At 71.8% G+C, this 22,180-nt stretch carries 17 protein-coding genes; 9 read left to right on the top strand and 8 right to left on the bottom strand.

The genetic code is table 11. The features are described from left to right. On the top strand, window positions 1-2,000 hold a 2,000-nt coding region (locus tag VFE05_07140), incomplete at its 5' end, for a hypothetical protein (protein HET6229830.1). A 221-nt stretch (window positions 2,001-2,221) separates the two neighbouring features. Here the strand turns inward: VFE05_07140 and VFE05_07145 are convergent. Then, window positions 2,222-3,559 (bottom strand): M56 family metallopeptidase, encoded by a 1,338-nt coding sequence (locus tag VFE05_07145; GenBank protein ID HET6229831.1) that lies wholly within the window; start codon window positions 3,557-3,559, stop codon window positions 2,222-2,224. Then, entirely contained in the window at window positions 3,556-3,939 is a 384-nt protein-coding gene (locus VFE05_07150) for a BlaI/MecI/CopY family transcriptional regulator (GenBank protein ID HET6229832.1), read from the bottom strand. Before VFE05_07150 ends, VFE05_07145 begins: the two co-directional genes overlap by 4 nt. 364 nt (window positions 3,940-4,303) lie before the next feature. Here VFE05_07150 and VFE05_07155 point away from each other — a divergent pair, with 364 nt between their 5' ends. Continuing rightward, window positions 4,304-4,603 carry a hypothetical protein gene (locus VFE05_07155; GenBank protein HET6229833.1) on the top strand — a complete coding sequence of 100 codons (300 nt, stop codon included), beginning with the start codon at window positions 4,304-4,306 and terminating at the stop codon, window positions 4,601-4,603. A 112-nt stretch (window positions 4,604-4,715) separates the two neighbouring features. Here the strand turns inward: VFE05_07155 and VFE05_07160 are convergent, their stop codons facing one another. The 3 genes from VFE05_07160 to VFE05_07170 form a co-directional block, all read right to left on the bottom strand. Continuing rightward, window positions 4,716-6,149 (bottom strand): rhodanese-like domain-containing protein, encoded by a 1,434-nt coding sequence (locus tag VFE05_07160; GenBank protein HET6229834.1) that lies wholly within the window; start codon window positions 6,147-6,149, stop codon window positions 4,716-4,718. A 332-nt stretch (window positions 6,150-6,481) separates the two neighbouring features. Then, window positions 6,482-7,282, bottom strand: coding sequence for an alpha/beta hydrolase (locus tag VFE05_07165; protein HET6229835.1), 801 nt, complete (start codon window positions 7,280-7,282; stop codon window positions 6,482-6,484). Between the two features lie 167 nt (window positions 7,283-7,449). Beyond that, on the bottom strand, window positions 7,450-8,613 hold the full coding sequence (locus VFE05_07170) for an FAD-dependent oxidoreductase (GenBank protein HET6229836.1): 1,164 nt from the start codon (window positions 8,611-8,613) through the stop codon (window positions 7,450-7,452). A 276-nt stretch (window positions 8,614-8,889) separates the two neighbouring features. Here VFE05_07170 and VFE05_07175 point away from each other — a divergent pair, with 276 nt between their 5' ends. The 3 genes from VFE05_07175 to VFE05_07185 all read left to right on the top strand — a co-directional run bounded on the left by VFE05_07175 (window position 8,890) and on the right by VFE05_07185 (window position 12,318). Next, window positions 8,890-10,029 carry a ligase-associated DNA damage response exonuclease gene (locus VFE05_07175; protein ID HET6229837.1) on the top strand — a complete coding sequence of 380 codons (1,140 nt, stop codon included), beginning with the start codon at window positions 8,890-8,892 and terminating at the stop codon, window positions 10,027-10,029. 355 nt (window positions 10,030-10,384) lie between these two features. Continuing rightward, window positions 10,385-11,983, top strand: coding sequence for an ATP-dependent DNA ligase (locus VFE05_07180; protein HET6229838.1), 1,599 nt, complete (start codon window positions 10,385-10,387; stop codon window positions 11,981-11,983). A 53-nt stretch (window positions 11,984-12,036) separates the two neighbouring features. Beyond that, entirely contained in the window at window positions 12,037-12,318 is a 282-nt protein-coding gene (locus VFE05_07185) for a thioredoxin family protein (protein ID HET6229839.1), read from the top strand. 324 nt (window positions 12,319-12,642) lie between these two features. Here VFE05_07185 and VFE05_07190 read toward each other — a convergent pair whose 3' ends face one another. Continuing rightward, entirely contained in the window at window positions 12,643-13,035 is a 393-nt protein-coding gene (locus VFE05_07190; protein ID HET6229840.1) for a hypothetical protein, read from the bottom strand. A gap of 342 nt (window positions 13,036-13,377) precedes the next feature. Between VFE05_07190 and VFE05_07195 the strand changes: the two genes are divergently transcribed. After that, window positions 13,378-13,716, top strand: coding sequence for a PadR family transcriptional regulator (locus VFE05_07195; GenBank protein HET6229841.1), 339 nt, complete (start codon window positions 13,378-13,380; stop codon window positions 13,714-13,716). Beyond that, window positions 13,713-16,475, top strand: coding sequence for an ADOP family duplicated permease (locus VFE05_07200; protein ID HET6229842.1), 2,763 nt, complete (start codon window positions 13,713-13,715; stop codon window positions 16,473-16,475). The genes VFE05_07195 and VFE05_07200 overlap by 4 nt, the downstream gene beginning before the upstream one ends. 264 nt (window positions 16,476-16,739) lie before the next feature. Here VFE05_07200 and VFE05_07205 read toward each other — a convergent pair whose 3' ends face one another. Further along, window positions 16,740-17,609 carry a hypothetical protein gene (locus tag VFE05_07205; protein ID HET6229843.1) on the bottom strand — a complete coding sequence of 290 codons (870 nt, stop codon included), beginning with the start codon at window positions 17,607-17,609 and terminating at the stop codon, window positions 16,740-16,742. A gap of 331 nt (window positions 17,610-17,940) precedes the next feature. Here VFE05_07205 and VFE05_07210 point away from each other — a divergent pair, with 331 nt between their 5' ends. Next, on the top strand, window positions 17,941-19,218 hold the full coding sequence (locus VFE05_07210; GenBank protein ID HET6229844.1) for a pyridoxal phosphate-dependent aminotransferase: 1,278 nt from the start codon (window positions 17,941-17,943) through the stop codon (window positions 19,216-19,218). An 801-nt stretch (window positions 19,219-20,019) separates the two neighbouring features. Next, a complete protein-coding gene (locus VFE05_07215; GenBank protein ID HET6229845.1) occupies window positions 20,020-20,661 on the top strand; it encodes a response regulator transcription factor in 642 nt (213 codons plus the stop codon). Between the two features lie 438 nt (window positions 20,662-21,099). Here the strand turns inward: VFE05_07215 and VFE05_07220 are convergent, their stop codons facing one another. After that, window positions 21,100-22,161 carry an OmpA family protein gene (locus VFE05_07220; GenBank protein HET6229846.1) on the bottom strand — a complete coding sequence of 354 codons (1,062 nt, stop codon included), beginning with the start codon at window positions 22,159-22,161 and terminating at the stop codon, window positions 21,100-21,102. Between the last annotated feature and the right edge of the window lie 19 nt (window positions 22,162-22,180).

Raw genomic sequence — 22,180 nt, forward strand, 5'->3', positions numbered from 1 at the left:
CGCAGCGGCTGGACCTGGTGCGCGGCACCTCGCGCTCCATCCGCCCGTACCTCCAGGACGCGAGCGACACGCCGCCCGCGGAGCTGCGCTACCGCTTCAACTGGACGACGCCCATCGCCGTCTCGGCCACGAACGCGGACGAGGTGTACATCGGCGCCAACGTGCTCTTCAGGTCCACCGACGGCGGGCGGAGCTGGAACACGATCTCGCCGGACCTGACGAACAACGACAAGAGCAAGCAACGCATCTCCGGCGGCCCCATCAACCACGACATCAGCGGCGCGGAGACGTACAACACCATCCTCTCCGTCACGCTGGCGCCCAGCGACGCGAACGTGATCTGGGTGGGCACGGACGACGGCAACCTGCAGGTCACGCGCGACGGCGGGCGTACGTGGACGAACACGCGCCCGCGGATGCCGAGCCTGCCGGCGGAAGGGCGGTTCTACCAGGTGGGCGTGTCGCCGTTCGACGCGGGCGTGGCGTACGCGGCGCTGGACCGGCACATGTTCGCGGACATGCACCCGTACGTGCTGCGCACGGCGGACTACGGGCGCACCTGGACGCGCATGGACGCGGGCCTGCCGGCGGACCAGCCGGCGCACGTGGTGCGCGAGAGCCCGTCGCAGCGCGGCCTGCTGGTGCTGGGCACCGACGACGCGCTGTGGTGGTCGCGCGACAGTGGGGCGCGGTGGACGCGCTTCAACACCTTCCCCACGGCGCCGGTGTGGGACCTGAAGTTCGCCCAGCGCACGCACGACCTGGTGGTGGCCACGCACGGCCGCGGCCTGTTCGTGCTGGACGACCTGTCGCCGGTGGAGCAGCTGACAGCGGACGTGGAGCGCAGCGCCTTCGAGCTGTTCCGCCCGCTGCCGGCCACGAGCACGTGGGGCCGCACACCGCAGGCGGTGGATCCCGCGCAGTTCCAGGTGCCCGCCGCGCCGCGCGGCGCCGTGATCAACTACTGGCTGGCGAACAAGGCCGAAGCGGCTTCCGGCGCCCGTCGCGGCGGCGGCGCGGGGACGGGAGATTCGGTCCGTGCGAGTGCGAGGGCCGGCGCGCAGGCCGGCGGACGCGCGGGTGGACGCCCGGGCGCGGGCGCGTCGGCCGAGATGGGTGGGACCGGAGTCCCGAGCAGCCCGGCGGCCGGAGCGGACACCGCTTCGGATCCGGCCGCGGGCGGAGGCGGGCGCGGAGGGCCGGGCGGGCGCGGGCGGCGCGGGCCGGTGCGCGTGGTGATCCTGGACGCGGCGGGCGACACGGTGGCCACGGGCGATGCGCCCGGCGAGAAGGGCATCAACCGCTACGTGTGGAACCTTCGCTACGCCGGGCCCACGCGGCTGGACTTCGACCAGGAGACGCAGGGCGAGGGCGGCGGGGGTGGTGGCGGCGGGCGCGGCGGCTTCGCGGCGCTGCCGGGCACATACACGGCCGTGGTGACGGCGAACGGCGTCACGCGCACGGCGCCCGTGCAGGTGCTGCCCGATCCCCACCTCGCGTACGACGTGGCGGCGGGACAGGCGCAGCTCGCGGCGTCTCGCCGTCTCCAGCACCAGGTCTCGGCGCTGAACACCATGCTGAACCGCCTTCACTCGCTGCGCGCGCAGCTCCAGGGCACCGCGCGCCTGTACGGCGGCGAGGACGGCACGGGGAGCCCCGAGGTGCTGGCGCGCGGGCGGGCGCTGGACCGGCAGCTGCGGGCGCTCTCGGACTCCATCTACAACCCGGACGTGCAGCGCGGCGTGGTGCAGGACGACATCCACTACCTGAGCGACTTCTACGGCACGCTCACCGGCCTGGGCTTCGGGTTCGGCGGGCCGCCGCAGGCGCCCAGCCCGCTGCTGATGGAGAACATCCAGCAGGTGAGCGCGCGCCTGAACCAGTTCCTGGCGCGCTACAACCAGCTCGTGCAGACCGACGTCGCGGCGTACAACCAGTTCGCCGTGGCCCACTCGGCCCCGGTGCTCGTGGCCGGCCCGCCCGTCACCGTCAAGCCGTAGCGGTCATGGACCGGTAGATGTGAAGCCGTCTCGCCGGGTTCGCCGCGCGCTGCACGGCCCGGCGGGACGGCAGGGAGATGAAGTGCAGTGGAAGTGCGGTGGATGGACGGCAGAAGGCCCCGTCGCGAGCGCGGCGGGGCCTTTGGTCGATCCGATGACGTGGGAGCTACGCTTCTCCCGTTGGGAACGCGGTCGTCCGGCAGGGCTTCCGTGACCGCGGATTAGCGGCGGCCGGGGGCGGGAGCGTCGGGCTCGATGGCGAACGTGATGTCGCGCTCCTGGCCCGCCCGCCGCACGTGCAGCGTGTAGACGGTGCCCACTTGCGCGTCATGGAACACGTCCCACTCGCGCATGTCCCTGCCGTTCACGGTGAGCACCGTGTCGCCCAGCATAAGCCCGGCACGCTGCACGGCGGAACCCTGCTTGATCCCGCGTACCTGCGGGTACACGGGCCAGCGCTCGCCCGGATGGTACGCATGAGGGCCGATCAGGTTGACGTCGAAGTAAGGCAGGAAGCCTGGGGTAGGCCGGGTCGAAGGTTCTGCCTTCATCTCGACTTCTATCACCTCCTCCCCGGGCTTGGGTTCGCGCCGCAGCGAAGACCAGCCGCCTTCGGTAACCACGCGTTCTGGTTGCGGTACGCTGGGGGAGGGCGACGAAACGGCGCAGGCGCCGAGGGCGAGGGCCAGGCCCACTCCGGTTGCGGAGACGGCGCGGGCGAGCGGGTGCTTGGGGCGGGATGCGCTCATGGTCACGATCCTGTGCTCGAGGTGGGACGCCGCCGCCGTCCAGGAGGGGACGGGCAGCATGGGGAAGGGTTCGCGGGACGCGGCGCCCAACAGCACGCGGCCGTACTCGCGCAGGTCGGCGCCGGCGCGCAGGACGCGGGCGTCGCAGTCGGTCTCCACCGCCAGGCGGAGGCGGCGGTGCTGCCACCACAGCCCGGGGCTCCAAGGCATCGCGGCCACGGCCAGCGCGGACACCGCGAGCAGCCACGCATCTCCCGCCCGCACGTGCTCCTGCTCGTGCCGGACGATCAGCCCGCGCTCTTCCGGCGGTGCCTCCATCGCCCAGCGGGGGAGGACGATGGCGGGGTGGAGGAGGCCCACCACGGCGGGCCCGGCCGTGTCCGCCACGCGCACCGGGACCCCGTCCGCCCACGCGCCTGGCGAGCGCTCGCGCACCCGTCGGAGCCGGGCGTAGCCCACCGCGAGCGACGCCACCCACGCTGCCGAGAGCGCCATCCACAGCACGGGTAGGACGACGCGGAGCGGAGGCAGCGTGAACCTGGCGGAACCGGACGCCGGTCCCACGGCGGCGGGGAGAGCGCCCGCGGCTGCTCCGTCTCCCGCCCCGAGGCCGATGGGGATGGCGGCGCCGGGCAGCGCATCCGGCATCCACAGCGAAAGCAGCGGGAGGAGGACGGAGGTGGCGAGCGCGGCGGCCCACGCCCAGCGGCGCGGCAGGCCGCACCACGCCGCCGCGCGCTCCACGCACAGGCCCGCCAGCCCCAGCAGCGCCGCGGCCAGGACGGCGCGCAGCATCCACGCGGCGGTCACGGCTCCTCCCGTTCGGCGAGGCGTTCGTCCAGCAGGTCGCGCATGCGCTGCAGCTCTTCCGGCGGCAGGGCGCGCTCGCTCACCAGCTGCGCCAGGAGCATGGCCGCGGAGCCATGGAACACCTTGTCCATGATGCGCCCCAGCGCGCTTCCGCCCGCCTCGTCCTGGTCGGTCACCGGGTAGTAGCGGTACGCGCGGCCTTCCTTGGCGTGGCGCACGCGCCCCTTGCTCTCCAACGTCTGGAGGACCCACAGCACGCTGGTGTACGCCAGCGGGTCCGCCAGCCCGGCGCGCACCTCGGCCACCGTGCCCGAGCCTTCGCGCCACAGGATGCTCATCACGTCCAGCTCGCGGTGCGTCAGGCGGTGCTCTTCCGTCATCTTCCCTCCTCTCGCTACGGGTTCTCCAGTAGGATACATGCGCCCAATGAGTCTGTCAACGGGTTTCCCCGTAGGTGCCTTCCGGCAGCGATTCCAATCGCGTTCGATGAACGGAAACCGGCAAGGTTTTCTATCCGCAAGATGGGCGGAGCACAGGAATCAACCCGAGTCCGCGGACAGGTCGATAGCATCATCACAGCCGGCACGCCGGGGAACTGGTGGTGCAGCAGGGGGATGCGCGGTGTGCGCATCTGCGGTGTACGGCTGTCGTTCCGGCGCAGGGTGGAGGCGTGGCAGCGGCACGGGATTGGCAGATCGGCACAGGTGAAGGGTGCGTCATGAACTGCTACACAGAGGAGGGAACATGCTCCTGTTCGCATTGGCTTCCGGCCTGCTGCTGGCCGTCGCTGCACTGCTGGTAGGCGCGCTCCGGGCGCACGAGGACGAGCACATCGTGGTGCTGAGCTGGGAAGACCGAGGGTTCGTGCTGCTGGAGCGGGTGAGCGAAGGCTGCTACGAGATCCGCCCGCCGGTCCTGCTCCCGCTGGTCGTCGCGCGGTACGCGATCATCCGCGCGAAGGCCGCCGCGGGCAGCCGCCACTGGCGCCTCACGATGGCGCCGCGGCATCGCCCCGCGCTGGCGCACCTGCCGAAGGGCCGGTAACGCGGCAGACGAAGATCGGAGCCGGGTGATATCGCCCGATCCACATCTACCGAAAAACGAAGAGGCGCCTCCTCGCGGGGGCGCCTCTTCCGTTCGTGGTGCGGCGATGCGGTCAGTCGGGTGCGTGCTCGGGCGCGCCGTGCTCGACGGGGAGGCCGGATGCCTGCCATTTGCCGAAGCCGCCGGTCATGTTGAGCACGTCGCGGACGCCGTGGGCACGCAGCACGCTCGCGGCGATGCCGGAGCGCCCGCCGCCCTGGCAGTGCAGCACGACGGGGCGATCGGACGGCAGCTCGTCCAGGTGCTCCGCCAGACGGCCGAGCGGCACATTTCGCACGCCGGGTACGTGGCCCGCCTCCCACTCCTCCGGCCGCCGAACGTCGATCACCTCCACCTCGCCGCGCTCCAGCATCGCCGCGACCTCGTCGGTCGTCGCATGGGCGATGGTGCCCGGTTCGCCGCCCGCGGCCGTCCACGCATCTACCGTCGCCGTGTCGAACCAGCCTTCCACACGGTCGACGCCGATGGAGCGCAGGGCGCGGACTGCCTCGTCCACGCGCGCCTCGGCGACGACGAGGTAGATGGCGGCGTCGTACGGGACGTGCCAGCCGGCCCAGGTCACGAACGACTTGTTGAGCGGGAAGTTGAGCGTGCCGGGAACGAACCCCGCACCGAACTCGGCCGTGGTGCGTGTGTCGATGACCATCTCGCCCGCGTCGAGCCGCGGCTGGAGGCGGGCGTCGTCCAGCCGCGGCGGGCGGGGCGCGTCGCCCAGGACGGGCGGGCCGTTACGGTTGATGCGCTTCACTTCGGCGAAGTAGCGCGGCGGGTCGGGCTGGCCGGCGAGCACCATCTCCACGAAGGCATCCTCGTCCGTCACCTGGAAGGCGCGGTTGAAGAGCTTCTCGTAGCCCAGCGTGGTCTGCGGAACCGCGCCCAGCGCCTTGCCGCAGGCGGACCCGGCGCCGTGCCCCGGCCAGAGCTGGAGGTAGTCCGGCAGCGCGCGGAACCGCTCGACGTTGCGGAACAGGTCGCGCGCCGCACCCTGGGCCGAGCCGGCGACGTGCACGGCCTTCTCCAGCAGATCGGGGCGGCCGACGTCGCCCACGAAGACGAAGTCGCCGGTGAAGATGCCCATCGGCCGGTCGGCCTGTGCGGTGTCGGTGACGGCGAAGCAGAGGTGCTCGGGCGTGTGGCCGGGGGTGTGGATGGCCCGAACGCGGATGCGGCCGACCTGGAACGTGTCGCCGTCGCGCATCTCCACGGCGCCGTCGCGGCTCGCGTACATGTAGCGCCAGCGCGCGTCGCCCTCGGCGGACAGGTGCAGGCGGGCGCCCGTGCGGGCCGCCAGCTCGCGCGCGCCGGAGACGAAATCCGCGTGCACGTGCGTCTCGGCGACGCGGGTGATGCGCAGCCCCTCGGCGGCCGCGGCGTCCACGTAAGGCTGCACGTCGCGCGCGGGGTCGATCACCAGCGCCTCGCCGGCGTCGCCCACCATGTAGCTGGCCTGCGCCAGGTTCTCGTCGTAGAAGCGCTTGAGGATCATTCGGCTCGCTCGGGACGTGCGCGGAAAGGTGCTCCGCCGTGCATCTGGGGATTCTGTGTCGCGCCGGGAGTTTAACAGATGGACGGGGTTGATGCACGGCCCTCACCCGGCGGCCTGAGAGCCGCCACCCTCTCCCGCAAGCGGGAGAAGGCAATTACGGCGGGGAGATCGGTGCGGATCGGCGGTTTGGTCGGGGCTGTGATCGTTGCGGAAGGAGAAGCAGCGTCGGCTTGCACAGGACTCTCGGCAGCAGGCCGCGCAGCGGTCTTCGCGCCTTCATAGCCCGCGCGTTCACGCGCCCGGGCGGTGACGACGGCGCTCTCACGGGCTCGCTACGACGCGTCGTCGTTGTCGCCGTCGAGCAAGCCGCGGACGAAAGTCGTGATTGCAGCGAGGACGGCGGCGGGCTGGTCGCGGTGGGGGGAGTGGCCGCAGGCGGGGAGGACGAGGCGGGTGACGGGAGAGGCGCAGCCGGACTGAATGGCATCTACCTGGGCGAGGGTGCCGTATTCGTCGTTCTCGCCCTGGATGACGAGGACGGGGACGCGGATGGACGGCAGATAGGACTCGATGTTCCAGGCGCGGAAGGCGGGATCGAGCCAGGCACCGCTCCAGCCGCGGAAGGCGGACTCGGTGTTCGCGCCGTGGTAGCGCTCCAGGCCGCGCCGCAGTGCCCCGCCCGCCTGGAACGCGTCGCGGGCGGCGCCGATGCTGGCGACGGTGACGTCCTCCACGAAGACGTGCGGGGCTTCCACGACGATGCCGCGGATGCGCTCGGCGTGCGCGCTGCCGGCGTGGATCAGCGCGATGGATGCACCGTCGCTGTGGCCGACGAGGATGGCGTCGCGGATGGCGAACGCGTCCAGCACGCGCGGAAGCTCTTCCTGGGCTTCGGCGTGCATGAACGTCACGGGCCAGGGCGGCGGCAGCGGGTCCGAGCCGCCGTAGCCGCGCCGGCTGTAGACGAGCGCGCCCAGCCCCGTCGCCTCCGCCACGCGTGCCGGGAAGTCGCGCCACATCGCGACGCTGCCCAGGCCCTCGTGGAAGAAGACGAGCGTGGGCGCGCCATCTTCCGGAGACGGGCCGTGCAACGCGTATTCGATGGCGTGCGAACCGAGGCGGATGGTGGCCATCAGGGTAACCCGGCCGAAGATGCTGTTCGGGCGAGATCACGGCGTGCCGGAAGCGGCATCGCGGCCCAGCGCCTGGCGCCTGAAGACGCGCCTACGACGGAACGAAGGCCACCCTGCGTGGCCTGCTGCGTGGAGATCGGTGCGGAGCACGGGCATCGGTGCGGCGGTCAGGATGCGGCGGCAGATGTGGGCGCGGCGGGATGGTCCGCCGGGTGCTCGGCCAGCGCGTCGGCGATTGGGGATGTGCCGGTGAGCGCGAGCTGGGCGGCGGCGCGGCCGCAGAGGGCGCCGACCACGTTGCCCGTGCCGCGGTAGCCGCCGGCAGCCCAGACGCGCGGGCGGACCTCGTCGAGCACGGGCAGTAGCGTGGACGAGTAGCCGACCGATGCGGCCCAGCGGTGCGTAACCGTTGCACGGACGCCGATGGTTTCGCGGAGGAAGCGCTCGAGGAGCGACTGCATGAAGTCGGTGGGCTCGGCGGCGTGGGTCCACTCCGCGTCGAGGGCGTGGTCGCGGAAGCCGCCCAGGGTCACGCGGCCGTCCGGGAGCTGCTGCCAATACTCGTAGCCGTAGCGCGAATAGACGGGGCGGGGGATGGAGACCTCCGGCGCGGGCCCCGTGGCGAGCATCTGCAGGCGTGCGGTGCGGACGCGGCCCTCCAGCTCGGGGAGGAGGCGCTCCAGCCGCCCATCTACCGCGACGATGACGGCGCCGCAGCGGATGGTGCCGGCGGGCGTGGCGACAGCAGCTCCCGAGATGGAGACGGCGGGCGAGTGCTCGAAGAGGCGCGCACCAGCGGCGATGGCGCGGGTCGCGAGCGTGCGGCAGCGGCGTAGCGGCTGGAACGATGCATCGAGCGGGAAGAGCAGGCCGCGGCCTTCCGGCCCCTCATACGGCTCCACCGGCAGCCCGTCGGCGCGCATGGCGGCGAGCTGGGCGTCGCAGTCCGCGGCCTCGTCTGCCGAGGCGGCGACGCGGAGGGAGCCGGTGCGGCGTACCGCGTCCGGCGTTTCGGCGGCGATGCGCTCCAGCTCGTCTATCGTCAGGCGGTAGATGCGGGCGGCCCGCTCGCGCCCCAGCTCCCGCGCCGCGTCGTGGTGGAACGCGGCGATGCCCGCCAGCAGGAAGCCGCCGTTGCGCCCAGCCGCGCCCCCGCCCACCATCCCCGCGTCGATCCCCACCACGCTCGCGCCAACCCCCAGCAGCTCGCCGGCGGCGGAGAGGCCGGAGCCGCCCAGGCCGACGACGCACACGTCCGCCGTGACGTCGCCCTCCAGCCGCGGCAGGGGCGTCCACGGTGCATCGTCCCACACGGGCACGTTGTCGGTCATCGTCCGTCGGTCGGGGGAAGGCGGGGCCGGTGAGATCGATCGCATCTCACGCATCGGCGGAGATGGCGGGGCGGCCGGTATGTTCATCGCTCGCGGCGGCGGATGCAAGGCCGGGGCACATCTACCGACCTTCGCCGGGCGGACGCCGCTCATCTGCCGAAGCTCTGTCGACACGCCGCGGGAGATGGACGGCCGCGCATCTCCCGAGCGTCTGCGCGGTGCGAAAACTGCGCGAAGGGCGGCGGACGGGGCGCGGACCAGACCACCGGGAGAGCGATGCTGCGGCTGACGGAGAGGGGGCTGTTCTGCGAGGCGGGCGACTTCTACATCGACCCGTGGCAGCCTGTGGACCGCGCGGTCATCACCCACGCCCACGGCGACCACCTGCGCTGGGGCTGCCGCCGCTACCTGGGCTCGCGCGAGGGCGAACGGGTGATGCGCACGCGCCTGGGCAGCGGCGCGCACGTGCAGACGGTGGAGTACGGGCAGGCGCTCACGGTGCGCGGGGTGCGCATCTCGCTGCACCCGGCGGGGCACATCCTGGGCTCGGCGCAGGTGCGCGTGGAGCACCGCGGCCATGTGTGGGTGGTGAGCGGCGACTACAAGACCGAGCCGGACCCCACCTGCACGCCGTTCGAGCCGGTGCGCTGCCACGGCTTCGTGACGGAGAGCACGTTCGGGCTGCCCATCTACCGGTGGGCGCCGCAGCAGCAGGTGTTCGACCACATCAACGCCTGGTGGCGCGCCAACCAGGAGGCCGGCAAGGCGAGCGTCCTGTTCGGCTACGCCCTGGGCAAGGCGCAGCGGATGCTAGCGGGGCTGGACCCGTCCATCGGGCCGATCTTCGCGCACGGGGCCACGGAGAAGCTGAACCGCGACTACCGCGCGAGCGGCGTGGAGCTGCCCCCCAGCCGCTACGTGGGCGAGGCGGAGAAGGGCACCGACTGGAGCCGGGCGATGATCCTGGCGCCGCCTTCCGCCAACGGCACGCCGTGGATGCGGCGCTTCGGCGCGGTGTCCACCGGCTTCGGGAGCGGGTGGATGCGCATTCGCGGCGCCCGCCGACGCCGCTCGGTGGATCGCGGCTTCGTGCTCTCGGACCACGTGGACTGGCCGTCGCTCCTCGCGTCGGTCGACGCGACGGGGGCGGAGACGGTGTGGGTCACGCACGGCTACCGCGAGCCCGTGGTCCGCTGGCTGCGCGACCGCGGCCTGCGCGCCGAAGCCATCGCCAGCCGCTGGGAAGGCGAATCCGACGAGGCCGACGTCGCCGTCACGACCGACGCCGCGGCAGCAGACGCAGTCGCGGACGAGACGGTGCAAGGCGTGTCGGGAGATGCCGAGACTTCGGCCGCAACTGCATCTCCCCAGACGATGGCCGAAGAGGACGTGCCGGATTTCGCGGAGGAGGGGTGATGCGGAGACGACATGCCTGGCGGTTGAAACCGCGGCAACAACTTCGCAAAGTCCGCCTTCGCGGACTAACCCCGAAGCCTTCGGCGCGACCGGAGCCCGGCTGCGCGATGATGCATCGACAACCCTCTCCCACGCAGTTTGTGGGGGAGGGTGCCGAGCCTAGGCGAGGCGGGAGGGGGCGTCGTGGGCGCCACGCACCGCCGGGAATCACCCGCAGGGAGGCAACGCCACAGCCTCACCGGGTTGAGTTCCGCGCGCGCTTCAGCTTCCACGCATCGCGCGGAGCCAACCCAACCCTCCGCCAGGCAGTTTTGGGGGAGGGTAGCGAGCCTGGGCGAGCTGGGAGGGGGCTCCGTTGAGAGCCTTCGCCGAGCTGTACGCCGCGCTGGACGAGACCACCAAGACGAACGAGAAGGTGGATGCGCTGGCGCGCTACTTCGCCGCCGTGCCGCCGGAAGACGCGGCGTGGGCGGTGCACTTCCTGAGCGGGAGGCGGCCCAAGCGGCTGGTGGGCTCGCGCAAGCTGACCGAGTGGGCGATGGAGGCCACGGGCACGCCGGACTGGCTGTTCGTGGAGTGCTACGAGGCCGTGGGCGACCTGGCGGAGACCATCGCCCTGCTCCTCCCGCCGTCGGGCGCATCGAGCGACCTGCCGCTGCGGCACTGGGTGGAGGAGCGCCTGCTGCCGCTGAAGGGCGAGGACGAGGCCACGCAACGCAGCGAGCTGCTGCGCGCCTGGGCGGAGCTGGACGGGCCGCAGGCGTACGTGTGGAACAAGCTGATCACCGGCAGCTTCCGCGTGGGCGTGTCGCAGAGCCTGGTGGTGCGCGCGCTGGGCCGCGTGAGCGGCGTGGACGAGGCCGCCGTCGCGCACCGCCTGATGGGCGCATGGGAGCCCACGGCGGAGTTCTACGCGCGTCTGCTGGGCGCGGACACGACCGACGCGGACGTGAGCCGGCCGTATCCCTTCTACCTGGCCTACCCGCTGGAGGCGGAGCCGGAGACGCTGGGCGAGGCGGCGGAGTGGCAGGTGGAGTGGAAGTGGGACGGCATCCGCGCGCAGGTCGTCCGGCGCCGCGGCTGCACGTACATCTGGTCGCGCGGCGAGGAGCTGATCACCGAGCGGTTCCCGGAGCTGGAGCAGGCGTCCGCGTTCCTGCCGGACGGCACGGTGCTGGACGGCGAGATCTTGCCGTGGATGGACGGCGCGCCGATGCCTTTCGCGCAGCTCCAGCGCCGCATCGGGCGGAAGGTGCTGGGGCCGAAGATATTGGCCGAGGTGCCCGTGGTGCTCGTCGCGTACGACCTGCTGGAGCTTGGCGGCGACGACGTGCGCGAGCGGCCGATGGCGTGGCGGCGAGAGAGGTTGGCGGAGCTTCTCGCGTCGCTTCCGTCCGCCGCGGCGGCGCGGATGCCGCTGTCCCCGATGGTGGATGCGGGCGATTGGGACGGGATCCGCACCGCCTTCCGCGGCTCGCGCGAGGTGCGGGCGGAGGGGCTGATGCTGAAGCGCGCCGACTCGCCGTATCGCGTGGGGCGGCGGCGGGGCGACTGGTGGAAGTGGAAGGTGGAGCCGTTCACCATCGACGCGGTTCTCATCTACGCTCAGCGCGGGCACGGCCGGCGCGCATCGCTCTACACCGACTACACGTTCGGCGTGTGGGACGGGGACCAGCTCGTCCCGTTCGCCAAGGCGTACTCCGGCCTGACCGACGAGGAGATCCGGCGCGTGGACTCGTTCGTGCGGCGCAACACGCTGCAAAAGTTCGGGCCCGTGCGCACCGTGAAGCCGGAGCTGGTGTTCGAGCTGGCGTTCGAGGGCATCCAGCGCTCGCCGCGCCACAAGTCCGGCGTGGCGGTGCGCTTCCCGCGAATGGTCCGCTGGCGCACGGACAAGAAGCCCGAAGACGCGGACTCGCTCCAGCAGATCGTGGACATGCTGGGGGATGGATGAGCGGCGGCGCGGCGGCCTCTCCATCGCGGGACAACACTCAGCCGGGAGATGCCGTGCAGCTCGTGTATCTGAGGGCGGACTGGTGCGGCGTGTGCCACGAGAAGACGCCCGTGGCGGAGGAGATCGCCCGCACCATGGGCGTGCCGCTGGAGATGCTCGATGCCGACCGCGAGCCCGAGAAGGCGCGCGCCGAGGCACTGCGCATCCGCCAGGTGCCCACGCTCGCGCTGGTGGACGGCGACCGCATCCGCTTCCGCCTCGTCGGCGAGATGATCACCGCCGATAACGTCGCCCGCCTCACCGAGATGACCGAACGAACGCCCCCGCCAGCCTGACGATCCTCGCCCCGATGAACCCCGCGAGGAAGTTCCGACGCGTATGGGTGCGATTCATCGCATCCGCTCCGCTTCAGATGGCGGCGGTGACGCGGAATCGGTCGATCCCGACGTCGTGATCGGGGTGGGACGAGATCGACACGTCGATAGATCGTAGCCTATGACGCATCCGGAGACTCGGTGCGGTCGGAGCCCGCCCGAAGGCCGCTGCGCGGCCTGCTGCGGAGAGGATGGCGAGGTCCTGAGGAAAACGAGAAGGGCGGCCGTGAGTGGCCGCCCTTCTCGTTTTCTCGATCGATCCACATCCACAGTCGGTGCCGGAATCTACCGGCGGGGTCGAAGGACGGTGTCCGGGACGAAGCCGACGACGCCCTGCGTGGCCTTGCCGGCGAACACCGCCGAGATGCCGCCGTCCACCGGCTCGACCCAGGCGGAGTCGCCGCGGGCGAGGTGGCCCGTGGTGTAGACGCCGTAGGTCACGTCCACGTCGCGGCGGGCCCAGCGCACCTCGCGGCCGGTCACCGGCACGTCGTCGCTGTACTGCACGCGCAGCACCTTGCCCAGCAGCACCCCGATGGCGAGCACGAGGATGATGGCGATCAAGCACCCCAGCACCAGGATGCCATCCTCGTTCGCCACCACCGAATGCCGGCGGGACGCGTCGTGGCGGGCACCGGCTTCGCCCTGTGCGGGCGCGGTCGGGAGATGCAGGGGCACGGACGTTCTCGGTATGACACGGGAGGCCCCGGCGGAAACGGCCGGCGGCGGGCGGAAGCACGGGCGGAGGAAACTACCCGCTCGGCCCCAGCGCCACCATCGGGGATTTCCCGACAGCCACTCCGGACGCGGCTGGAACGATCATCGACCGCCGATCATCATCTCCCGAACCGCTTGGAGGCGTACGGAGACGAGATCCCACTGCCGCTCATCGACCGAGATCGCCCGGCGGACCAAGCCACATCCACCAGGAACGCGGGCGAAACAGAACTCTTGACGGAGGAAACGCGGCGCACGCATATTCCCTACAGAATCTCAGGGGAGAAACTGGAGGGGAGAACCGTGCCCGAGCAGATGCCGCTGGTGAAGGGAACGCTGGACCTGCTGGTGCTGCGGGCGCTGAGCTGGGGCCCCATGCACGGCTTCGAGATCACGTCGTGGCTGGAGGACCGCTCGCGCAGCGCCATCGCCGTGGAGGACTCGGCGCTGTACCAGGCGCTGTACCGGCTGGAGGCGCGCGAGCTGGTTCAGGCGGCGTGGGGCGTGACGGAGAACAACCGGCGCGCCCGCTACTACACGGTCACGCCCGCCGGCCGCGCCCACCTGCTCGCCGAGACGGAGCGCTGGGTGCGCTACGCGGCCACGGTCACCGGCATCCTCACCGCCCCGGCCCCCACGTGATCCGCCCGGGCATCCGCAGGGCGTTCAGCCTGGGCGCCTGGCGCCGCGACCTGCGCGAGGAGGAGGTGGACGAGGAGATCCGCCTGCACCTGGAGTTGCGCGCGGAGCAGCTCGCGCGCCGGGGCATGCCCCCGGCACAGGCGCGCGCCGAGGCGGCCCGGCGCTTCGGACAGCCACACCAGGCGCGGGCCGAGCTGCTGCGCGCCGCCACGCGACGGGAGGCACGCATGCGGCTGCGGGACTGGTGGGACGGGCTTCGGCAGGACGTGCGGCACGCGGTGCGGGGGTTGCGGCGGGAGCCTGCCTTCGTTGCGTTCGTGGTGGCGACGCTGGCGCTGGGCATCGGCGCGAACGCGGCGATGTTCGGCGTGATCGACCGGCTGCTGCTGCGCGGGCCGGAGCACGTGCGCGACCCCGGCCGCGTGGTGCGCATCTACACCACCGTGCGCTACGACGGCATCGGCGAGCTGACCAGCGGCACGTCGGGCTACGTCACGCTGGCGCACCTTCGCGACCACGCCCACGCCTTCGAGGGCTTCGCCGGCTACTCGGCGCGCGACGCCACGCTGGGCCGCGGCCAGGGCTCGCGGCGGGTGCGCGTGACCAACGCGACGGCGAGCCTCTTCCCGCTGCTGGGCGTGAAGGCGCAGGTGGGCCGCTTCTTCGGGGAGGACGAGGATCGTGCTTCGGGCGGCGAGCACGTGGCCGTGCTGGGAGACGCAGTGTGGCGCGGCGCGTACGGCGCCGACCCGCGCGTGGTGGGCACGCAGGTGATGCTGGACGGCGAGCCGTATACCGTGGTGGGCGTGGCGCCGCCGGGCTTCACCGGGGTGAACCTGGAGCGCATGGACGCGTGGGTGCCGCTCAGCCTCTCGTCCGCCCGGGTGATGCCGGACTGGGCGACCACGTGGTTCGCGCAGTGGATGCACGTGGTCGGCCGCCTGCGCCCGGGCGTCACCCGCGAGCAGGCGGGCGCGGACGCGACGGCGGCGTTCCGGCGCAGCTACGACGGCAAGAACAAGGAAGAGGCGGCCGGCTCCGTCTCGGCGGGCCCGCTGACGTTCGGCGACGACGCGAAGGAGGGGATGGAGGTCGTGGTCTCGCGCTGGCTGCTGGGCATGTCGCTCGTGGTCCTCCTGGTGGCCTGCTCGAACGTGGGCAACCTGCTGCTCGCCCGCGCCATGCGCCGCGAGCGCGAGGCTGCGGTGCGTGTGGCGCTGGGCATCGGCCGCGCGCGGCTGGTGCGGCTGCTGCTGCTGGAGAGCACGCTGCTGGCGCTGGCGGGCTGCGCGGCGGGCCTGGTGGTGGCGCACGCGGGCGGGCAGCTCGTGCGCCGCACGCTGCTGGGCGACGTGGAGTGGACCACGCCGCCGGTGAACGGGCGGGTGGCGGCGTTGAGCGTGGCGCTGGCGCTGCTGGTGGGGCTGGGCGTGGGCCTCGTTCCGGCGCTGCGCGCGTCCGGCGCGAACGTGGTCGGCTCGCTCAAGGCCGGCTCGCCGGAGGGCGGCGCCCGGCGGTCGCGGCTGCGCACCACGCTGGCGGCGGCGCAGGTGGCGCTCTCGGTGGTGCTGCTCATCGGCGCCGGGCTGTTCGTGCGCAGCCTGGGCCGGGTGAACGCGACGCCCATGGGCTTCGAGCCGGCGCGCGTGCTGGCGGCGTCGATGGAGTGGGTGCGCCAGCCTCCGCCCTCGGCCCACCAGGCGTCGGACCCGGCGCAGGGAGCGGCGGCGGACTCCGCGCGAAAGCTGGAGCGCCGGCGCCGCGACCGCGCGTACGACGACGCGCTCGACGCGGTGCGGAGGCTGCCGGGCGTGGCGGGCGCCAGCGTATCCATAGGCACGCCGTTCTACTCGTCGTTCGGGGTGGACCTCAAGGTGCCGGGGATGGACTCCATCCCCTCGCTGGAGGGCGGCGGGCCGTACGTCGCGGCGGTCTCGCCGGACTTCTTCCGCACCATCGGCACGCGCGTCGTGCGCGGCCGCGGCTTCACGGCGGCGGACGGCGCGAACGGCGAGCGCGTGGCGGTGGTGAGCGCCACCATGGCGCGGCTGCTGTGGCCGGGACGCGACCCGCTGGGTAACTGCCTGCTGGTGGACGGTGCGCCGTGCTCGCGCGTGGTGGGCGTGGTGGAGGACGCGCACCGCTACGAGCTGAAGGAGAAGCCCGCCATGCAGTACTACCTGCCGCTGGGCCAGGAGAAGGGCATCGGCGGGCGGATGCTGCTGGTGCGCCTGGCCGACGCGTCGCCCGCGGGCGTGCTGGCGGCCACCGAGCGCGTGCGCCGCGAGTTGGAGCGGCGCAACCCGGACCTGGTGTACGTGGAGGTGAAGACGCTGCAGCAGTCGCTGGACCCGCAGGTGCGCCCGTGGAAGCTGGGCGCCACCATGTTCACCGCGTTCGGCGCGCTGGCGCTGCTGGTGGCCGCCATCGGCCTGTTCAGCGTCACCGCGTACGGCGTGATCCAGCGCCGCCGCGAGCTGGGGGTGCGCGTTGCCCTGGGCGCCCAGTCCGGCGACATCCTGCGCCTGGTGCTGGGCGAAGGCGTGCGGACCGCGCTGGCGGGCACGCTGCTGGGCGCGGCCGTGGCGCTCGCGGGTGCGCGGCTGGTCACGCCGCTGCTCTTCGACACGTCGCCGCGCGACCCGGCGGTCTACGCCACGGTGGCCGCGGCGCTGCTCCTCGCCGCCGTGCTCGCCACCCTCGCCCCGTCGTGGCGCGCCTCCCGCACCGACCCCGCCCTCGCCCTCCGCGCCGACTGAAGGAACGGAGGCTCATCGTCCGAGAACACGCGGACGACGTAAGAACCGGGAGATGCGATCGCGTTCGCATCTCCCGGTTCATTACGTTCAGGTGATGAACGGATGTCGCCGCTGCCGAGCCGGCGGGTCTCACGCGGAGGCGCGGAGCCGCGGAGAACGGCGGAGAACACATCACCTTTCTTGCCGTTCTCCGCGCCCTCCGCGGCTCCGCGTGCGCCTGCCGTTCGGGGACGGCGAGAAGGGACGGACGATGCGCATCGCCGCTCAGAACGGGGCGCCGCCGCCCGCCTGGTACCACTTCCGCGCGGTGCCCCACTTCTTCTTGTAGTTGCCTTCGCCGGAGTGGCCGCGGTTGCACGACGAGTGCGCGAAGACGCTGCCGCGCATGTTGTAGAGATAGCTCATCAGCGGCCCCGTAAGCTCGTCGGTGTCGTCCTCCGTCAGCCCTTCCTCCTTGATGTAGGCGTGGAGGCGCTCCTTCCACGGCGGCAGGTGGTCCATGTCCACGTCCTGCCCCTTCCCGATGGCCAGACCGCAGATGTGGCACACGTACACGCCGTTCTTTTTGGGCGTGTCGACCTTCATGTAGTTCTTGGCGTCGGCCTTGAAGCCGAGCGACTTGCGCACGTCCGACGAGAGGATGTCGTCCGGGTCCAGCGGGTCGGCGGCGTAGTCTGCCGGGTCCCAGTCCTCGTCGTCCTCGGCATCGTCCATCGCCTCATTGAGCGCGCCGATCTTGCGCAGGAAGTCTTCGACGTCGATCTCATCGTCGAAGCCCTCCTCCTGCTCCAGCTCCGACTCCAGCTCGCCGTCGCTCAGCTCCAGCTCCACGCCGTTGTCCGAAGCCCACTTCTTCACGTCGTCCACCGTGGCCTTGGACGCGCCGCTCATCGCCACGCGCTGCACGCGTCCGCCCGCGCCCGCGAGCAGCCCGCCCACCGCGCGGTTGCCCAGCGTGCGCTGAAGCCGGAGCACGTCACGCGGCGCGAGCGCGGCCCCGTGCGCACCCGCGTGCCGCAGCAGCGTTGCGCGGTGCGCCGCCGCCTGGGCCTGCACGGGCGCGGGCTCGCCTTGCGCGTGCTGCGGAGCGGCGCGCTTCTCCTCCGTCTGCACCTGCCTCGTGCGGTGCGTCATGCGTGGATGTCCTCGGCTGGCTGGCGGAGCGGATGGATCGACGAGAGGAGACCAGAGCCGTCGTCCGAGGCCGTCCGCGGGGAGCGATGCGGGCGCCGGTCCGGACGAGCCGTGGCACATCATCATACGGTAGATGTGGCGCCTGCATCCAGGCCCCCGATCTTCATCCGCCGTTCGCCGTGCCGGATCGAGGCGGAACGGGAGGTAATCGGCGGGAGAGTGCATCGGCCGGTCGGCGGCGGCGGGCGGTGCGGGCGGATGAGCGGCACCGGGCGTGCAGGGTGTGCGCGGCTTCGCATCTTCCGTATCCCCGTGCCCGGCAACACCCAAGATGGAACGCAGACGCATCTCCATAGCACCGCCCGTCATCCCCGGCTTCCGCGCCGTGCCGTTCACCGGCGTGATCTACGTGATGAGCGAGGCGCAGCGGCTGGGCTACTCGTACGGCAACCCGGAGTGGTGCAACCTGGGCCAGGGCATGCCCGAGACGGGCGAGCTGCCGGGCGCGCCGCCGCGGAAGTGCACCGTGGAGATCACGCCGGCGGACCAGGAGTACGCGCCGGTGGCCGGCATCCCCGAGCTGCGCACGGCGGTGGCGGATCTGTACAACCAGCTCTACCGCCAGGGCATGTCGTCGCAGTACACGGCCGACAACGTGTGCATCTGCGGCGGCGGACGGCTGAGCCTGGCGCGCACCGTGGCTGCGCTGGGCGAGATCAACCTGGGGCACTTCCTGCCGGACTACACGGCGTACGAGGAGCTGCTGGACATCTTCCGGCTCTTCACCTCCATCCCCATCCTGCTGGACGGCGACGAGGGCTACGCCTTCGACAGCCGCGCGCTGGCGCGGGAGATCACGGGCCGCGGGCTCTCGGCCGTGCTGCTGTCCAACCCGTCGAACCCCACGGGCAAGACCATCCAGGGCAAGGAGCTGGCGCGGTGGGTGGCCCTGGCGCGCAAGCTCCAGTGCACGCTGCTCTTCGACGAGTTCTACTCGCACTACGTGTGGGGCGGCGACGAGCCCGACGGGCTGGTGTCGGCCGCGCGCTACGTGAAGGACGTGGACCGCGACCCGGTGCTGCTGCTGGACGGCTTCACCAAGAACTGGCGCTACCCCGGGTGGCGGTGCACGTGGGTGGTGGGCCCGCGCTCGGTGATCGAGGGCGTGAGCAGCACGGGCTCGTTCCTGGACGGCGGCGGCAACCGCCCGCTCCAGCGCGCCGCCGTGCCGCTCCTGGAGATCGAAGCGGTGCTCGCCGAGACGGCCGCCATCCGCGAGACGTTCGGCCGCAAGCGCGGCGTGCTGCTGGAGGCGCTGCGCGAGGCCGGCATGCGGTTCGACGTGGAGCCCGAGGGCACCTTCTACGTGTGGGCCGACCTGTCGCGGCTCCCCGCGCCGCTCAACGACGGCATGGGGTTCTTCCGCGCGGCGCTGGAGGAGAAGGTGATCTGCGTGCCGGGCGAGTTCTTCGACATCAACCCCGGCAAGCGCCGCAGCGGCCGCCCCTCGCGCTTCCGCCAGTACGCCCGCTTCTCCTTCGGCCCCGAGGAGTCGCAGGTCGCGGAAGGCGCCCGCCGCATCGTGGAGATGGTCCGCCGCGCGGGGTGAGGATGAGCTGAAGCCCGTCGCCGCGCCCTGGCACATCGCCCGTGACGATCTCACCACTCGCGACGATCTCACCACCTGCGACGATCTCACCACCTGCGGCGATCTCATCACCTGCGGCGATCTCATCACCTGTAGGGGCTGCGATTCATCGCGCCCGAATGCCTCCGAATGCGGAGATGCTCGGGCGACGAGCGAAGCCCCGAGGTCGCGCGCTGCCGGACGGGTGAATCGTCCACTTCCGACCACGGTTTCTCAAGCGCCGACCTACGCTGGCGCCTGAACCCGCCCGTGGGCAGACCTTCTTCCGTTTCACGCCTCGGACCTGCTCGAACCCCCTTTCCGCGCCGCCATCCCGAATCGAACAAAGTCGGGGTCATCGGCCAGCCACCCGCGACCACGACCGGCAGAAGGCTCTCCCGTAGGATCTACGTCGCGGCGTTACCTGCCGCAGACGTTTCGCGTGGTCGTCCATCCCTCCATCTCTCCGACAAACCTCCGCCGCGTCCGGCGACTGTGGGCGTCGCACGCACAGGAGGCGGATGACGTGTGCTGCGGTCGGGCACGTTCTTGCGCAGAGGCTTGGAGCCGGCAAGTAAACAGAAGACGTGCCTTCGCGGGTGCAATCATCTACATTGGTAACACAACTCCGCCCTCCCAGAGAGCGTGTTACCCCCAACGAGCAGCGGAACCGGTGAAGGCGGATCGGATCGCGTCGCCTCGCCGGCCGCTGATCGAGCTGCGGGATGGACGCGCGGGAAGGACGAAGGGCCAGGTCTTTTCTCCACACCAGAAGCCATAGGCATGATCTCGGTAGCACTCATCGAAGACAACCGTCTCGTCCGCGAGGGGCTGGCGGCGATGCTGGAGCGCACGGAGGATTTCTCGGTCGTCGCGGTCGCATCCGGCGCCGAGCCGGCGCGGCTGAAGGAGGCCAACCCCGAGGTGATCCTCCTCGACGTGGGCCTGTGGGACGACGACAGCCTTCGCCTGGCGCAGACGCTGAAGGAGGAGTACCCGCAGTCGCGGGTGATCATCATGGACCTGCTGCCGGTGCACGAGGACATCATCGAGTTCGTGAACGCGGGCGTCTCGGGGTTCATCCTGAAGGACGCCACCTTCGACGACCTGGTGAGCACCATCCGCTCCGTGGTCGACGGCGCCCACGTGCTGCCGCCGGAGATGACGTCGTCGCTGTTCTCGCAGATCGCGCGCGAGGCGGTGGGGCGCACGGGGGCACGCGCGCTGGAGGCGGTGCGCCTGACGCCCCGCGAGCGCGAGGTCATCGACCTCATCTCCGAAGGGCTGAGCAACAAGGAGATCGCGGCGCGCCTGGGCGTGGCCAGCCACACTGTGAAGAGCCACGTACGCAACGTGATGGAGAAGCTGGCCCTGCACACGCGCCTACAGATCGCCGCCTTCGCCAACAAGAGCGCCGCTTCCTGAACCGGGACGGGGCGCCGTGACGCGGGTTGGGGTGAACCTCGGGCGAGCATCGCGGCCCCTGCCGAACCGCGGTTGGACAAGCGCCCAGGCCCTCGCTGGACGCCGATGCGCGCGGTGATTCGGGATCGGCAGTCGGCCCGGGAGCCGCACCTCGTCCCTTGCGCGGAGATGGCGAGGTGTCGAAGCCCCGGTGCGCGTCGTCATCGCCCCTCACCGGCAGACCCTCGGTTCCCCACCGTTCCTCATCTCCCGATCCCGGTGTGGGCGATGCCGAACGATGGATGCCTCTCCGCCTGCGCACGAGGATAAGGAACGGCGCGCCCTGTCGATCAGCAGTGACCGGGTGGGAAGAGGCAAAGGTTTCGGGGATGAAATGCGGACACGGGAGCCGGACGAATCCGGCTCCCGCGTCTATTTGCACCGCCTACCGCCGCCGCGTCACGGGATGCGGCGGAGCTGCACGCGGCGGTTCTGCGCGCGGCCTTCCACGGTCGCGTTGGACGCCACCGGACGCTCCAGCCCGAAGCCCTGGGCCGTGAGGATGGCGGGATCCACGCCGCGGCTCACGAGGTAGTCGACCACCGACTGCGCCCGCGCCTGCGACAGCGTGCGGTTTGCGGCCGCGGTGCCCACGGCGTCCGTGTGGCCTTCCACCTGCCAGCGCGACCCCGGCGTGGCCTTGATCGCCGCCGCGGCCGAGTCCAGCACCGTGCGCGAAGCGGGCAGCAGCTCGGCCCGGTTGGTACGGAACTGCACGCGCAGCAGCACCTGGTCGCCGGCGTGGTCCGTCGTGCGCCACACTGTGTCGGTGCGCACGACGCGGACGGTGTCCACCCGCACCGAGTACACGGTCTCCACGCGCGGAGGCGGCGGCGGCGCCATCACGACGCGGGGGGCGTGGCCGCCGACGAAGTACGAGAACCCGAGCTGCGCCAGCGGGCTGAACGTGGTCTCCTTGCGCATGGGCACCTCGTGGTACCCGGCGAACTGTACGCGGCCCTCGGCGCGCAAGGCGAAGCTCTCGCTCAGCATCTGCCGGATGCCCAGGCCCGCGGTGGCGCCCCACACCGAGTGCGTGACCCGGTCGTTCTCGCCGTTGATGCGGGTCAGCTCGGTCCCGATCAGCAGGAACGGGCTGGTCCGCGCGTTCAGGTCGCCGGTGAGGGTGAGCGCCGCGGCGGGGTTCAGATACGTCACCCCGGCGCCGCGGGCGCCGCCGGCGCTAACGCTGATGCCCACGTGACGGCTGATGTTGTAGCCCACGCGCGCCACGACCGTGGGCGTGGCGCGAGACGGGACCGCCCGGTCCGCGAAGCGGCTTTCGGGCGCGCCGCTGCCCAGGAAGTCGCGCAGGGCGGTGTCGTTGAACAGCGCCCCGCCGCCCAGGCTGAACTCCCAGCTTCCCTCGCGGTGGGGCCCGTCCGGCAGATCCTGCGCGGCGGCCAGGCCCGGCATGCACACGGCCAGCGCCACGGCCGCGCTTACGATTCGGTTACGCACGGAGAACTCTCTTTTCTGT

The organism is Longimicrobiaceae bacterium (assembly GCA_035696245.1).
Lineage (GTDB): Bacteria > Gemmatimonadota > Gemmatimonadetes > Longimicrobiales > Longimicrobiaceae > DASRQW01.